Source organism: Bacillus sp. FSL K6-0138, from assembly GCF_037982765.1.
In the GTDB taxonomy this organism is placed as follows: Bacteria; Bacillota; Bacilli; order Bacillales; family Bacillaceae; genus Bacillus; species Bacillus glycinifermentans.
The window spans coordinates 2,649,268-2,663,194 of sequence record NZ_CP150286.1 but is presented as its reverse complement, the minus strand read 5'-3'; the positions used below and the strand labels follow the sequence as shown (position 1 = coordinate 2,663,194).

At 34.1% G+C, this 13,927-nt stretch carries 20 protein-coding genes; 18 read left to right on the top strand and 2 right to left on the bottom strand.

The window, feature by feature from the left end:
• The first annotated feature begins 3 nt into the window (after window positions 1-3).
• From MHB78_RS14170 to MHB78_RS14130, 9 genes are all read left to right on the top strand, one after another.
• Window positions 4-147 (top strand): hypothetical protein, encoded by a 144-nt coding sequence (locus MHB78_RS14170; protein WP_164918155.1) that lies wholly within the window; start codon window positions 4-6, stop codon window positions 145-147.
• Between the two features lie 18 nt (window positions 148-165).
• On the top strand, window positions 166-414 hold the full coding sequence (locus MHB78_RS14165; protein ID WP_128748129.1) for a hypothetical protein: 249 nt from the start codon (window positions 166-168) through the stop codon (window positions 412-414).
• A 35-nt stretch (window positions 415-449) separates the two neighbouring features.
• Complete coding sequence (locus MHB78_RS14160; RefSeq protein WP_065894462.1) at window positions 450-740, top strand: hypothetical protein; 291 nt, start codon at window positions 450-452, stop codon at window positions 738-740.
• Between the two features lie 169 nt (window positions 741-909).
• Complete coding sequence (locus MHB78_RS14155; protein ID WP_048355015.1) at window positions 910-1,128, top strand: hypothetical protein; 219 nt, start codon at window positions 910-912, stop codon at window positions 1,126-1,128.
• Window positions 1,129-1,388: 260 nt separating this feature from the next.
• Window positions 1,389-1,589, top strand: coding sequence for a hypothetical protein (locus tag MHB78_RS14150; protein WP_048355017.1), 201 nt, complete (start codon window positions 1,389-1,391; stop codon window positions 1,587-1,589).
• A gap of 32 nt (window positions 1,590-1,621) precedes the next feature.
• On the top strand, window positions 1,622-1,765 hold the full coding sequence (locus tag MHB78_RS14145) for a hypothetical protein (protein ID WP_164918129.1): 144 nt from the start codon (window positions 1,622-1,624) through the stop codon (window positions 1,763-1,765).
• A gap of 70 nt (window positions 1,766-1,835) precedes the next feature.
• On the top strand, window positions 1,836-2,255 hold the full coding sequence (locus MHB78_RS14140; RefSeq protein WP_231592135.1) for a hypothetical protein: 420 nt from the start codon (window positions 1,836-1,838) through the stop codon (window positions 2,253-2,255).
• Window positions 2,256-2,296: 41 nt separating this feature from the next.
• Window positions 2,297-2,824: a hypothetical protein gene (locus tag MHB78_RS14135; RefSeq protein ID WP_046132636.1), complete on the top strand. Its 528-nt coding sequence runs from the start codon at window positions 2,297-2,299 to the stop codon at window positions 2,822-2,824.
• A gap of 324 nt (window positions 2,825-3,148) precedes the next feature.
• Window positions 3,149-3,352, top strand: a complete 204-nt coding sequence (locus tag MHB78_RS14130; protein ID WP_046132634.1) for a hypothetical protein — start codon at window positions 3,149-3,151, stop codon at window positions 3,350-3,352.
• Window positions 3,353-3,418: 66 nt separating this feature from the next.
• On the opposite strand, the gene MHB78_RS14125 is transcribed toward MHB78_RS14130, so the two are convergent.
• Complete coding sequence (locus tag MHB78_RS14125) at window positions 3,419-4,231, bottom strand: ATP-dependent DNA ligase (protein ID WP_046132633.1); 813 nt, start codon at window positions 4,229-4,231, stop codon at window positions 3,419-3,421.
• A gap of 92 nt (window positions 4,232-4,323) precedes the next feature.
• Here MHB78_RS14125 and MHB78_RS14120 point away from each other — a divergent pair, with 92 nt between their 5' ends.
• The 6 genes from MHB78_RS14120 to MHB78_RS14095 all read left to right on the top strand — a co-directional run bounded on the left by MHB78_RS14120 (window position 4,324) and on the right by MHB78_RS14095 (window position 8,150).
• The gene (locus tag MHB78_RS14120; RefSeq protein ID WP_335498380.1) at window positions 4,324-4,548 is read left to right on the top strand and encodes a hypothetical protein; all 225 of its coding nucleotides are present in this window, start codon (window positions 4,324-4,326) and stop codon (window positions 4,546-4,548) included.
• Window positions 4,545-4,907 carry a hypothetical protein gene (locus tag MHB78_RS14115; RefSeq protein WP_046132631.1) on the top strand — a complete coding sequence of 121 codons (363 nt, stop codon included), beginning with the start codon at window positions 4,545-4,547 and terminating at the stop codon, window positions 4,905-4,907. Before MHB78_RS14120 ends, MHB78_RS14115 begins: the two co-directional genes overlap by 4 nt.
• Before the next feature lie 36 nt (window positions 4,908-4,943).
• A complete protein-coding gene (locus tag MHB78_RS14110; RefSeq protein WP_335498377.1) occupies window positions 4,944-5,615 on the top strand; it encodes a hypothetical protein in 672 nt (223 codons plus the stop codon).
• Between the two features lie 33 nt (window positions 5,616-5,648).
• Entirely contained in the window at window positions 5,649-6,326 is a 678-nt protein-coding gene (locus MHB78_RS14105; protein ID WP_301207953.1) for a metallophosphoesterase family protein, read from the top strand.
• Between the two features lie 75 nt (window positions 6,327-6,401).
• Window positions 6,402-6,656 (top strand): hypothetical protein, encoded by a 255-nt coding sequence (locus MHB78_RS14100; RefSeq protein WP_048355023.1) that lies wholly within the window; start codon window positions 6,402-6,404, stop codon window positions 6,654-6,656.
• A gap of 174 nt (window positions 6,657-6,830) precedes the next feature.
• The gene (locus MHB78_RS14095) at window positions 6,831-8,150 is read left to right on the top strand and encodes a hypothetical protein (protein ID WP_301207954.1); all 1,320 of its coding nucleotides are present in this window, start codon (window positions 6,831-6,833) and stop codon (window positions 8,148-8,150) included.
• Window positions 8,151-8,725: 575 nt separating this feature from the next.
• Here MHB78_RS14095 and MHB78_RS14090 read toward each other — a convergent pair.
• Window positions 8,726-11,119: a UvrD-helicase domain-containing protein gene (locus MHB78_RS14090; protein WP_335498373.1), complete on the bottom strand. Its 2,394-nt coding sequence runs from the start codon at window positions 11,117-11,119 to the stop codon at window positions 8,726-8,728.
• Window positions 11,120-11,406: 287 nt separating this feature from the next.
• On the opposite strand from MHB78_RS14090, the gene MHB78_RS14085 reads away from it, so the two are divergent.
• The 3 genes from MHB78_RS14085 (at window position 11,407) to MHB78_RS14075 (ending at window position 13,926) form a co-directional block, all read left to right on the top strand.
• The gene (locus tag MHB78_RS14085) at window positions 11,407-11,739 is read left to right on the top strand and encodes a hypothetical protein (RefSeq protein WP_065894474.1); all 333 of its coding nucleotides are present in this window, start codon (window positions 11,407-11,409) and stop codon (window positions 11,737-11,739) included.
• Window positions 11,740-11,988: 249 nt separating this feature from the next.
• On the top strand, window positions 11,989-12,900 hold the full coding sequence (locus MHB78_RS14080) for a hypothetical protein (protein WP_065894479.1): 912 nt from the start codon (window positions 11,989-11,991) through the stop codon (window positions 12,898-12,900).
• Window positions 12,901-12,954: 54 nt separating this feature from the next.
• On the top strand, window positions 12,955-13,926 hold the full coding sequence (locus MHB78_RS14075) for an ATP-binding protein (protein WP_046132621.1): 972 nt from the start codon (window positions 12,955-12,957) through the stop codon (window positions 13,924-13,926).
• Window position 13,927 lies beyond the last annotated feature (1 nt).

Below are 13,927 nucleotides of genomic sequence, written 5' to 3'. Positions count from 1 at the left end.
GCAGTGAAACACAAAGTGCTAATAGAAGAGCTAAAATGGATGATCGAAAACAAAATCTCACAAACAAGTATAACAGATGGAACCAGGTACTATCTACTGAGCAGAGATCAACTAGAAGAAATTATTGAAGCATTAAAGAGAAATTAAAATGAAAAGGAGATCTTTATGTTAACTAAAAAGGAAGTTGTTGTTTTTGATCCAGAAATTGCAAAGGTGGGGAATCCCATCAAAGTAGTTTGGTATAAAGATAGACCAGATGAGATAAGGGATTGTGGAATTATTTTAAAAAATAACGGGGCGCTCTTGGTTTATGGGGTGGTTGATAGTGATGGAAAACTCAAAAGGATTGAGCTAGAAGCGCAGAAGGTTGCAAGGTCTTCAGTTGAAGTGAAGGTAGGTAACTGGGATTTCTAATAAAAAGACTGTTTTAAAGAAAAGGGGGAGAGCACGTGAAGTTTAAAAATAAGAGCTGCGATGAGGTTCATGTTGAAATCAATGGGGAAAGAGTTGATGTAAATTCACTTGAAGAAGGCAGCGTAACTCTAGAAAGATATAAGAATACCAGGGCAAATTCTGATGGATTTGAAGCACTTTATCCCAAACTAAATGATGAAGCACTTATACATGCTGCTAAGAACCACATCAGAAATATCCCTATAAAGAGAAACCCGGTTACATATGAAGAGTCATTAGCCGCGTGTATTGCTCCAGAACTAATTAAACGATTGGAATTAAAATAAAAGGATTATTTTATCCAGAGAGGGGATGGAAGTATCGGTTACATCAAATACATATTCGAAACAGCCTGGTTCAACTTAGTATGGTTTAAATGGCATTTGAAAGCAGATATCAAAGTATTTGAGAATTGCAGATGGGAAGACTATGTAGAATCCAAGAGGAGGCACAATGATGAATTACAATCTTAATGATGAGACTCTTAAAGAGATTTTTGATTTTTATTTTGAGTCTCATGGACAGAAAGTGGAAGAAGTTCAGTTTCTTGAAAACCGTGTTCTTGTAAGAACTAAATCAAAAGTCAATAAGCGTATTGATATTCCTGAATTCATACATAAAAGACCGCACAGAACAAAATATGCGAAAGTGAAGGCACTGTTAGCTGTTAAATGATAAAGCGAAATAAGGAAAGGGTGAAAAGAATGGATTTAGTTGTCTTTAAAAGAGATGTTTTCTTTGAGGATGAACACAGGAACCGCATTTTCAAAAAGGGTAAGGAATATGAAATATTAAGCGAGGATAAAGAGTTCATATATGTCAATTCCAAGCCGAAAACAAACGAATGTTCACAAATCCCAAAAAAAGAAGAAGGTTTTATTTTTGAATACAAGTAATGTGGCCTTCACCAAAACAGGGGAAGGGAAGGTGGGGAAATGACAGAAGAAAAAGAGTTCACACGGCTAAAAAGAAAGACACAAAAACTCATTGAAAAATGCGACGAAAAAGGGATCGAGTTTAATGATATTGAAATTTCCACGATTTCAAGAGTTGGACATGCTGAAAGCATGAAAGATTTATCTTGGTTAGTTTTATATATGATGGAAGGTTTTTTTGAAAAATATAAGGTCAGGTAATGGCGCGGGTGCCGGAAAGGAGAATGAAAGATATGAAAAAGGGTTATCGAGTTTTTGATTCCCGAAACAACGCTTCATTTTTTGAAGGAACTGAATGGGAGTGTATGGATTTTATTCTAAAGAATTACCCAGGAGAAGATTTTGCACATGTTTTAATTGGGGAAAACGAGTTTTAAAAACACGTAATGCAGCGATAGATTAAATTAAAATCGTCATTTTAAACAAATTAAAAGATTACTTCATCGAGTGGGAGGAGGATTATATGGGTTTAGATGTAACACATGGCGCCTTCAGTGGGGCATACTCGCGTTTAATAATCTTAGAAGGTTTTTATTAAGATCAATTGGAGGTAGTTGGCCGCCTCACGATGATAAAAAATTAAAGGATGGCTATTGGTATTTTGGTGATGGTTATTCCACAAAAACGCATAAGGGGCTAACTGCGTTTTTCGGTCATTCAGATTGTGATGGTGAAATTAGTCCTGAAATGTGTAAAATTGTTGCGGATGAATTAGAAGCCATCTTGCCATATGTAGAAGAGTTAGCGAAAAAAGAAATGTCTCATGGTCATATATTACGTGATGGTGGATACATAGTGTGTACAAAACAGTTTATTGCTGGCTGCAGACTAGCACATGAATTAAATGAACCATTGGAGTTTAGATAAAAGCATGTTTTTATCTGAAAGTAATTAAAAGGGGAAAATTAATGAAGGATATTCAATTTTTAAAGGAGCTGCAGGAAGAACTACGAACACAAGACACAGATTGCCAGGCAGCACCTCGTTTTTGGGCATTGATGGACTACAGGTGGAGAGAAACCACAGAGGGAGAACATGAAAGGGTAAGCATTTATTCTTCCGATGAAGCCGAATGTTATGAGTTAAGCGAATATGCTGAAGATATTCTCGATGATAAATACAACATGTACGCAGAGGAAATGCTTGAAGAGCTTAGAGAACTCTATGACCTGGATGATGAAAGCGAAATGCTGGAATGGATAGCTCAAAATGTTAATGATGAAACTTTTCCGATTTTTGAAATAGAAGAATCATTTATTGTTCCTAACACTATGTTTCTGACAAAAAAAGAAGCAAAAGAACATATCAAAAGAAATCGACACCATTACACTAAAAAGGTACATACATACGCTATGACAGCTTGGAGAGCACCAAAAGTTGAGCGCTTAATGAAAATATTAGAGACGTTTGATTGGGATTCAATTAAAACCAAATAAATATGGTTTTAGCTCAAATACTCAAGGCAGAGCCCACCGCATCTACAATACCAGCAAAATCAACAACTGTAGATACATTACTCATAAGTTCTAAAGAGTGGTTTGTCAAATACATAAAATCAGCCCCAGTTAAAAAATTTGTTGCTAAGATTAAGAATGTCAAAAAAGTGAATTTTAAAGCTGGTTTGTTTTGGGTGTAGGAGCAGCCTTGAATATTTGAGCTTGTACATAATGTACCATATTTTAATCAATTAGTCTAAATACCTCTTACGTTCTAGTTAAATAGTTATTTTATTGGAAAAGGTGAGATAGGGGAGGGTAGTATTGTTACCAAATCAACGATCAAAAGAACAAAGGATGCATGATTATATTACAGCCATACAACAGATTGAATGGATTTGCAACAGAGCACGTAGACACGGAGTAGATATGAATAATGTAACAGAGATAGAAGAAGCAGTAGACATGGCGTTGGGGAGAGATGAAGAAACTCAAAAGTGGATGAGAAAACAAAAACTAATTGAATAATGTATTAAATTTTCACTTAGGAAATGGAGGATGGATTGTAGCAAGAGGTTTATGTAATGGAGAGCATTAATCTCTCCAAGAATTAAATGAGGGGATACGAAGCTTGCCATTTTTAGTCTTAAAACGGTGCTTCACATTACATAATAAAGGCTTAATGAATACATAATCATCAGTTTCATATTCTATTTGCTTGATAGAATGGAAGTATTTGCGCTCATCGAATGGCATAAATTCCATGAATCCGGCAGCTAAACCGTCAGGATAACTTAGAAAAAACTTGATATCCTCCTTAGTGTATCCAGTAATAAGCACGTCAGTGTACTGATAATTTATAATCTTGATCCAGTTTACTGATCTATTGTTGATCTCGTAAGGGGAATTTGCTTTCTTAAGTACGATTCCTTCAAGATTCTTTTCTTTGGCCATTTCAAAATAAGCTTTGCCTTTACCTTGAATTCCTTCAACAGTGAAGACATTCGGATGGTTAAGGTTTAGCGATCTTAGGAATTCCTTGCGTTTAACAAGTGGCTCTGAAGCTATTGAAATTTCATTTAGTCTTATGACATCAAACACACAATAAACAATTTGATGAGAAGATTTGCTTGATTGAAAACGTTCCATAACAGATTCAAAATCGGGTAACCCATCTGAATTAGTAACGATAATTTCCCCATCTAAGACTGTCCCTTCGGGAATATCAATATCATGCAGCTCAGGGAATTTATTTGTGACTTCATTATTATGGCGCGTGTAGAGCTTAATCTTACCATCTTGCTTAGATAGGATGATTCGTATTCCATCAAATTTAAGCTCAGTAATGTAGTCTTCATCATCAAAGGGCTCTTTGGCTGAATCAAGCAGCATTGGAGCTATAAACAAAAAACCACCTCCATTTAAATATCTTATCTAAGGGGAGATGTTATTTAAAGTAAAATGCTGATGGTACTTAATGGATTAAAAGGAGGGATGTAATGCACCAAGCAACAGTGCAGCACAAAGATGTGAAAGTATTGATTAGGGGAATCTGGACAAAGAAGAAATTCACTGAAATAGAGCGCGGCCAGACGTTTATGATAGAGGAAGATGGAGTTTTTAAGAAATACATAGCAAGAACAGAACCGTATTGGGATGAGGAATTTGAAGCTTTTGTTGTTGATGTGATGGATAAAAACAAATTGAGAAGAGGGATTAGATGAGAAGTAATGCTGTAATTAATGAATTGATTCAAGACCGATTATTCAACGGTTACAAGAAGAAGAAAATCACTCCAGATGAATGTTTTGAGTTTTTAGGGGATATTGTGGCCGATGAATTGGCTTTTGATAATGATGGGAAAGTGGTTAATCTTAAAAATTTTGCAGGAGAAATGAGTTTAGCATTACAGGTGGTTGAGAAGCTACAAAAAGATTATGGACTGAATTTTTATTTATCAAGAGAACACGATTTTATCGGTCTGGAAGATTGGTGTGCTTCTTTTGATGAGTATGAAGCTTGGGCAGAAAAGCCAGAGAAAGCAACATGCTTAGCGGCATTAAAAGCACTGAAAATTAGATAAAACAGAAATTTTATGAAAAATTAAAGGAGGATATTAATGAATTATTTTTATGAAGAAGATTTTTATCATGAACCAAGCGAATTTGAGATGAAGATGAATGAATTGAAGGAAAGTTTATTGAGTTCAGTTAAAGAAGAATATGTAGCCGAGATGAATCGTCTTAAAAAGGAAAACCAAGAACTGCAAATCATTAAAGTAAATTTCGAGAATATAAAAAATGACTACAGGAAAAAGAGATACGAATTAGATTGTGAGCGCCAAGAATTAAAAAGAAAAATTAGAAAAGAACGGCTATCAGAGCTTATGAAAGATTTTGAAGTAACTATGTACCGAGCAGATTATGAACTTATAGAGCAACCTAAATGTAATAAATGTAATGCTCAACGAAAAATTGAATATCTGACTCCCTTGGGCAAAATGGCGTATGAGACTTGTGATTGTGCTGAAAAAGAGGAATTTTTTATTCCAAAAGAGTTCATTTGTCACGAGTTTCGTATGAATAATGATGGAAATAATATTCTTGCTTGGTACAAATCGAGAGAAAGTTGTGGTGAAGATTATTTTACTCATGAAATATCAACATTTGCCAAAACAATTTACAACTCTGGAATGGACTTTGAAAAATTAGATAGATGGGACACTTTCTTTAAAACAAAAGAGGAATGTCAGGACTATTGCGATTATATGAATAAGAACAATATTGAATAAAAACAATATTTTATTATAAAAGGAGAGGATGGATTGAAGTATAATAAAACTTTTGTAATCAGTGATATACATGGTGAGTATGAAAAGTTCGAGGAATTAATGAAGCATTGGGATCCGGAAACGATGAACCTTGCTATTCTCGGAGATATGATTGATCGAGGCGAGAATTCATTAAAAGTCGTTCAAAAAGTTATGCAGCTCAAAAAGGAATACCAAGACCAGGTAGTTGTCCTGAAAGGTAACCATGAAGACATGCTTTTGTTATTTTTGGAAGTGCAGGACTATGAAACAGGAGACTGGTATTTTAATAACGGCGGCAATCGAACTTGTGCAAGCTTCGTTGAGGATGAATACATATTCTTTAAAAGCTATGAGGAAAGAGCAAGACAGATGATGCAGCGAAAAGATGAGATTAAATTTATTAGAGAACTTCCAATGTATTATGGATTTGGTGATGTTTTATTTGTTCATGCAGGGATAAACCCTTTATTAAATGACTGGAAGGAAACACCTAGGAATGAATTTCTCTGGAGCAGAGGATGTTGGAATTTCAAAAACCAAACAGGGAAAATAGTTGTTTTTGGTCACACCATTACTCAATTTCTTCATCCAGATAAAAGAAATGATATTTGGATTAGTGAATGCGGAACCTATGTCGATATTGATGGAGGCGCAGTTTTTGGAGGACAGTTAAATGCAATAAATAAATGATAAAGGTGAAATCCTAGAAAAGTATAAAGTATTATAAGTATATAAACTAATTAAAAATAAAAAGGGTGAATATTCATGTCGGTTGAACAACTATGCGGAGGACAATGTACAGAAGAAACAATTGAATTGGTCAGAAAGCAATTACTGCAGCAACAAAGTTCCTTACTCACTCAAAAAGCAAACATTGAGGCTAAGATTAGACGTCTGACAGATTTACTGCAATTAGAAAATGACAACCTTGAAAAGGTTAAATGTAAATTAGGAAAGATACAGTGTGAGCTTGAGGAACTGGATTGTTTAAAGAAAGCCTTGTATGAAGAGGAATTTTGATAGGAGAATAATAAAATTCCAAAGAAAGGATCTTTTTAGATCCTTTTTTCATTTAAACATCTTTGGAAATAAACCCATATAAATGGATGTTTAAACCCAAAAAAACAAAAAAATAGTTGTTTTTGGGTTATTCGTATGTTAATTTATAGTATTAATGTCAAAGGAGGGGATTGTTTGAATAAAAAGGTATTGATTACTCTTGCTTCAATGTCGCTCATTTTTACAACACCAATTGCTCAGGCAAAAGGAGAAGAACTAGAAACGGAGATTAATCCAAAATCAAAGGAAGTAATGTTGGATTGGAATGATGTTGGGGATAGGTATGAAGTTTATTCTGAAGGTAAGCTGGTATGGAAGGGGACTGAGTCGAACTATATTCAAAAAGACTTATCTCCGTCTAGTCCACAAAGATATGATATTGTAGCATATAAAGATGGTAAGAAAGCGGACACGATTAATGTTGATACTAGGACATTGCCAGAAAAACAAGCAGCGATTAAAAATGTCTCTGATGAAGAAGCGCCTAATCCATTACAGTCTGATGGGTACATAGACAGTACGATTAATGATAATGTGCTGACTTTAAAATTAAGAGGAAATGTCCAAGATGATTTTGATGGAAAACTTAAAGTATACAAAGATGAAAAACTCTTAGACGATGACGCTGAAGAGACATTCGTAGATGAAGATGTTAAACCTGGGGAAATTTATGTTTATAAATTTGTTGCTTTAGAAAAATTAAGTGAATCTGAAATTGAACAGGTGAACAAGGAGTTTGAAAAAAGAGGGGAAACAATCAGATTTGATCAAATGAAAGATTATTATTTTAGACCACATGAATACATTAAAGCGATTAAGATTCCTGAGCAGAATGAAAAAGTGAATAGCCTAGCTTGGGAACCTCCAGTTGGCCCACATCCCAACCAGACAGGTATAATGTATAGAACTTTTATTCCTGACAAACTTGTACCTGCTAAATCGATTTGGAGTGGGCTTGTTGGGAGTGATAAATTTGGTGGTGATAACAGATCTTTTAGTTTTTCGGGTGGATCTCATCGCACTCAAGTTGAGGCAGTAGCTAGATTTACATCAAGTGGATCAACAACATACTTTAGGAAGCATGTTGGTTTGACAAAATTATATGATAAAAACGGAAAATTCAAAAAACAAAAGCGAGCCTCGTCTAAGGATATCACTTTACAGCAAGGAAATAAAAACAAGAGCCAGAATTACTTTCTTATTAATCATAATGCCAAAGTAGCTTTTAATGATTTTGGTTGGGTTACTCCCGGTATAACTTATACTGTAGGCGTAGTAGTCTATAAAAATGGCCGGTTAACGGCAACCGGAAACAGAGACCAGGCGCCAAGCCATGAAATGTACGCCTATATTCCGTATTCTGATGCAATGGTTCCGCTATTTAAAGCAAACAATAAGGGCTTTGAATATCTTGCGCCACCAATGCCTAATGCTCGTATAAATGTAAGCATATAAAACATTAAAAACGCACTGGCTTTTTAAGAGTCAGTGCGTTTCGTCTTTATAAAAGGTAAAATTAGGCTCATTAGTAAAGTGCTTATTGCTGTCATGCCTGCAATTAAAATTTCTTTTGATTGAAAATAGAGAATCGAGCTATTGACCAAGGTCGTTAATAATGCAACTAAGGTTACTCTAACTGAGAATTTTAAATTAATGAGCTTTAAAACGAAATAAAAGATGAAATACTCGATTAATGCCAATATTGGAATATAAGACAATACGATTGCTAAGTAATTGAAAGAACCAGTACTAATCCATAGATCAGCTTGACCAAGACGGTAAAGATTCAAATAAATCAAAGACAAAAAAGTAAAATGGAAGATAAAAAATCCTACAACAATCTTTTTGATTATATTCATAAAATATCCTTTCATTCCTTTTTATGAATATTATACGTGAATGTTCATCTTTAATAAAGACTGCAAAAGTATCAGTGTCATAAAGTGAAAAAGGATGTTTTGAAAACATCCTTTTTCATAATAACGTATCACTCATCCTCCTATGATATTAATTATATTCTCACCCCCAGTTTACTTAATTGGCAAGTCTATTTCCTTTAAAAATATAGATCTTTTACATGGTTTATCGTTAACCATTTTAGGGAATGTAATATAAAGATTCTTTTTTGGTCTAGTAACGGCCACATACATTAAGCGTCTCTCTTCTTCAATTGTGGATGGTGGCTCTGCTTTTTCAATCAACTCCTGTATCATTGAATTATCTTTTGGAATAGCCCTATGACTGGGCAGCCCTTCATTATGTAGTCCAATTAGGAATACATTAGGGAAAGAAAGGCCTTTACTCTTATGAATTGTTAAAAGATATAATGCATTTAGATTTCCACTATGATAGTCCATTAATTGTTGATTCATTTCATCTTTTTTCTTTGTTAGTTTTTCGTACTTAGCGAGTAATTCTGACCATCCCTTAACAGAATCAAGTTCTTTTTGAATCCATATTGACTCTTCGGTGGATATTTGCCTTTTAGGAAGAGGAAAAGATAAATAAAGTTCAGCTAATTCAAGAAGAGAGGACTTTAAGCCGTTTTTTATTTGAATGAGAACTTCTAAATACTTTTCCACATCATTCTTAAACTTTGTGTTTTTGGGGCTGCAAATAAATTCAGCAGCAACCTTTGCGGTAATGAATCCTTTTGACTTACTGATGAATTGATTCATTTGGGCTTTATTTTTATAAAATAGGTAACCCGTTTGTTCAATAACGCTGTTCCATGTATGTTTCTTTTTTTCAGTAGACGTAGCTTCCATAAAACTTTTCCATGACTTAAAATCGTTTTTGAATTTATCAATATTGAAAATCCCCAGAAGATCTTCGTTAGATTCAATTACATAGGGTATTTGTTGTTGTTCTAACGCGAAAAATAGATTTTTAAGCTGTCCGACTGATCGGTAAAGAACAACGGACTGAGTGTAATTAGGTATGTTAGTCATGTTTTTAAAAGGGGTGGCCTTATGTCCAAGATCTTTTATTTGCTTAATTATCCATTCAGCTTCTTTATCTGAATTATTAAACCCTTTTACAAAACAATCACCATTTTCTTTATGGAAAGGTTTCATTGTCTTTTCAATACGGTCTCCAGAATTAGCAGCAATTACCCTATTGCCGGCCTGTACGATATGTTCGGTCGATCTGTAATTAGTCATTAAAGTAGATGTATGTGTCTCATAAATTTTATCAAAAGTCTTGATGTACTTTGGCTCCGCACCCCTAAAGAAATATATACTTTGATCATCATCTCCAACAATAATCATCTTTGCTGATTTGTCAGAGTTAGGAGGGCAAATCAGTTTAAGTATCTTCATTTGAAGAGGGTTTGTGTCTTGAAATTCATCAATAAAAATATAGTCAAACCTATTCTGAACATAATCCCTGGCAGAAGCATCTTCTTCTAATACATTTAATAAATTTATTAAATAATCATCAAAAATGACAATTCGTTTTTCTTTTCTTAATGTGTTAAATTCATTCATCATATTAAAAAATCTTTCACTCAATGGATGATCAGTTTTGTTGTCTAAATCATCGAAGTGTTTTTTTATGAACTCTGCCATGTCTTTGAATGTGAACCCCATATTTGTCCAATAACTAATTCGCTCAATTAAATTCTTTTCACCGTTATCATCTAACTTTTTTAATCCATATTTCTTAATCAATGAATATAAGAGTTTTCTGTACTCTTTTTGACCTCTAGTAGGTTCATCATCACCGTTAATTCCCATGGTTTCAACATAAGGGAATTTTGACTTAAGCTCTTCATATATTTGTTTGAATATTTTGTGGAATGTGCCAATTTTTATCTGGCTATTTTCGTTATCAGAAAACATTTTAACACGCACAGCCATTTCCTCAGCGGCCTTAGTTGTAAATGTAATCATGGCAATTTTATTTTCTGGCACATTCTCCATCATAGTTAAATAAGCTGCTTTTGCACATATTGTTTGAGTTTTCCCGCTTCCTGCCCCTGCAATGATCCTCAAATGTTTTTTCATATCATATCGAATTGCAGATACTTGATCTTCATTAAAAGGATTATTGTCGTTTTTTGGTAGTAAAAATTCAAAAAAGCTACTATCCTCATCGAGAGGAGAAACTGATGAGAATTTCTTCGGTTGGTTATTAACAGAAATCTCCCCGTAAGTTAATTTGTATGCATCTAACGATGACAATTGATGTTCATAAACCTTAATTTGTTCGTTGGCAGAATCAATTTCAAAAGCCAGTTTTTTTAGTTGGTCAAGTTGTTTTTTGTTCAATTCTTTTAATTCAAAATTTAGATTAGCTAATTCCTTTACTTTGATTTGTAAATTTTTCTTCTCCCTTTGTAGGGTGTCTATTTGCAATTTCTGTTTCTCGATTTCTTGTTTTAATTCGGATCGCCCTGTTATTTGATCTAAAAATTTCATATAGTCCTCCTGTTTATTTCTAAATCAAGTATACTTTAATTGGAATCATAGGTAAATTATCTGCAACTAAACAGGAATCAAAAATTAAAACATGTGCATGTTCTCGGGATTGTTGTACGTTAATTTATAGATGCAATATGTGTAAAAGACGGAGTTTTTAAAAGGTGCCTGCGTTGTTACTTAATCAATAAAACTGTCATTTTATCTAAAAAAATTTTTAATTTGCATTTACATAAACAAATTAAAAGGATATAATGTAATTATCCTATTGAGAGAGAGGTGAGAAAATGAAGATGTTAAAAGTTACAAACGATGCTTTAAATTACTACAGGAAAAACGTTAAGGGGAATAAAAACATAACAGAAGAACAGGCAAGAGCGAAACTTACACGAAATGTAAAACTGGTTCAAGCTGAAACACCGGAGCGTGTTCTAAGAATTGGGCTCTTTTCAAAGGTTTATATGTACCATGATCTCCATATAACGGTGAGGAATGGGAAGGTTATTAAAATTGCAAACCATAAGAGACCAAGATTTTCGAAGAAAAGATACATAGAATTATCGAAAGCTTTAGGCATCAAAGACATAAAGTATTACAGAAAGCATTGCATAGCCAGGTAGCGTACATAAACATGTTCTGAGGTAACTGATAAAATATTCTCTTGTTGAATTTGCCGAGATCGGTTTGAATAATCAGGTTTTTGGCAACGTCTATGTTGGATTTGATGTAGCCTTAGTAATTTCAAAATTTCTTGATTTTAAAAAACAAAATGCAAAAGCACATATTAAGAACTCGCATAACGGAGAGTATTTTGATTCATTTTTTATAATCTAATTAAAAATATACGCATAATAAAGGAGAGTTGCTGGATGGCAGAAAATCAAACAGTATTGCGTGAAGCAGAAAACAAAGTAGTTTTAGAAGGATTACTTCTAGAAGTGCGCCACAATGAATGGAAAAATGGAGAGGGGCTAAATATTGAATTAGACATTGAAACAGCTCCAAATGAAGTACATACAGTCACTGGAATGTCCAAGTATAAAAAAGAAGATGGATCAGACAATGGGATTGCTAAAGGCTACAAAACAATCATTAACGACTATAAGTCTGTAGCTACTCATGGCAAAGAAGAAGCTGACAGAGTTCGAGTAACACAAGGAAGAATTGGGTTGAATGAATATTTTGTCCAAGATAATTTAAAATCGTACCCGCAATTGTCAACTAATTTTGTTAACCGTTTAAAGTCGGATGAAGAATATAATCCGAGAGCAGAATTTGAAGTCGAATTATTTGTAAAAGGCGTTAAAGAAGAAAAAATTAAAGGCGAAGAAACGGGCAGAGTCCTATTGGAAGGGTACATCCCTCTGTATGGTGGAAAGATTATTCCTTTTACGTTTGCGGTTACAAAAGAGGGGTCTGATTACGTAGAGAACAATTATGAAAAAGGCAGCAGTGTAAAAGTATTTGGAAACATCATCAATTTCAAAGAAAAGAAGGTGACTCTTCAACAAGCTGCCTTTGGTAAAGACAAACAAAACATTACATATAATACAAAGCGCGAATTTTTAATTACAGGTGGCTTTGAGCCGTATGACGAAGACGATAAAGCAGCTTTTGACGCTGAAGCGATTAAAGCGGCATTGACTGAAAGAGAGCTTTACTTAGAGCAAATGAAGAATGACAGTAAGAAAAATAATAAAAACGAGAAGAAAACAGGTTTCGGAGGAAAAGCAAGCACAAGCGCTTCTAAATCGATTTCTAAAGATGGTCTACCATTTTAATAATTAATGACAATCGAGAAAACGTTAATAAATCAATTAAAAGGAGAAGTGTTTATGGCATTAGATATTTTTAACCCTCAGATTTCCGTAGTAGCAAAAGGACTTGAAGGTAAAGTTATTACGATATATGGATCTAACAACTTAGGAAAAACAAAACAGAGTACCAGAATGAAAAAACCACTTTACCTTCCATTTGAAAAAGGATTAAACGCAATTGCTGGAGTCCCTTTCATGCCGATTAATAGCTGGGGAGATTTCAAAAAAGTGAACAAGCAGCTTACAAAAAATCCTGAAAAGGCTAAAGAAGTTTATCAAACCATAATTGTTGATGAAGTAGATGCTTTTTCAAAGTATGCAACGAGATATGTATGTGACCAATATGATGTTGATCGAATTAAGGATGGGAACGATGGATTCGGTTTATGGAAAGAGTATGAAACGGAAGTCTGGGAGGAAATTAACAAGCTCTTAAATGTAGGATTCACTGTAGTCTTTATTGCTCACGCAACGGAAGATAAGGATGGAAAAATCATTCCTAAAGGGGATAAGCGAGTGCTTGCACCAGTCATCGATAATAGCGATATCGTCTTATTCCTGAGCTCAAATGGTGTGGATGAAGATAATAAAGTAATTAAATCTAGTGCTTGGTTAGCTGAAACTGAGAAGTTCTTTGCTCGAAGCCGTTTTGATTATATTGATACATATATTGAAGAGTTTACTGCTGAAAATCTAGAAAAGGCAGTTGTTGAAGCAATTAAACGACAAGAAGAAGCAGAGGGAATTCAAGCCGTTACATATGAAGAACAGAAACAAAAGAACTTATCAGAAAAACTAGACTATGATCAACTAATGGAGCAGATTATTGAAATTGGGTCAAAGCTAAACGAAGAAGGCAGACTTGAAGAAGTTAATGAAGTAACTGAAAAACATCTCGGACAAGGGGCTAGGGTGACTGAATGCACTAAAAAACAAACGGATATAATGTCTGTTATTTTAGACGATCTTAGAGACCTTCTTGAAAACTAAA

Bases quoted from the DNA above. Each gene is read 5' to 3' on its own strand.
- MHB78_RS14145 (WP_164918129.1), top strand. From the start codon at position 1,622: ATGAAAAAGGGTTATCGAGTTTTTGATTCCCGAAACAACGCTTCATTT.
- MHB78_RS14120 (WP_335498380.1), top strand. From the start codon at position 4,324: ATGCACCAAGCAACAGTGCAGCACAAAGATGTGAAAGTATTGATTAGG.
- MHB78_RS14075 (WP_046132621.1), top strand. From the start codon at position 12,955: ATGGCATTAGATATTTTTAACCCTCAGATTTCCGTAGTAGCAAAAGGA.
- MHB78_RS14100 (WP_048355023.1), top strand. From the start codon at position 6,402: ATGTCGGTTGAACAACTATGCGGAGGACAATGTACAGAAGAAACAATT.
- MHB78_RS14080 (WP_065894479.1), top strand. From the start codon at position 11,989: ATGGCAGAAAATCAAACAGTATTGCGTGAAGCAGAAAACAAAGTAGTT.
- MHB78_RS14115 (WP_046132631.1), top strand. From the start codon at position 4,545: ATGAGAAGTAATGCTGTAATTAATGAATTGATTCAAGACCGATTATTC.
- MHB78_RS14110 (WP_335498377.1), top strand. From the start codon at position 4,944: ATGAATTATTTTTATGAAGAAGATTTTTATCATGAACCAAGCGAATTT.
- MHB78_RS14155 (WP_048355015.1), top strand. From the start codon at position 910: ATGAATTACAATCTTAATGATGAGACTCTTAAAGAGATTTTTGATTTT.
- MHB78_RS14150 (WP_048355017.1), top strand. From the start codon at position 1,389: ATGACAGAAGAAAAAGAGTTCACACGGCTAAAAAGAAAGACACAAAAA.
- MHB78_RS14165 (WP_128748129.1), top strand. From the start codon at position 166: ATGTTAACTAAAAAGGAAGTTGTTGTTTTTGATCCAGAAATTGCAAAG.
- MHB78_RS14135 (WP_046132636.1), top strand. From the start codon at position 2,297: ATGAAGGATATTCAATTTTTAAAGGAGCTGCAGGAAGAACTACGAACA.
- MHB78_RS14085 (WP_065894474.1), top strand. From the start codon at position 11,407: ATGAAGATGTTAAAAGTTACAAACGATGCTTTAAATTACTACAGGAAA.
- MHB78_RS14090 (WP_335498373.1), bottom strand. From the start codon at position 11,119: ATGAAATTTTTAGATCAAATAACAGGGCGATCCGAATTAAAACAAGAA.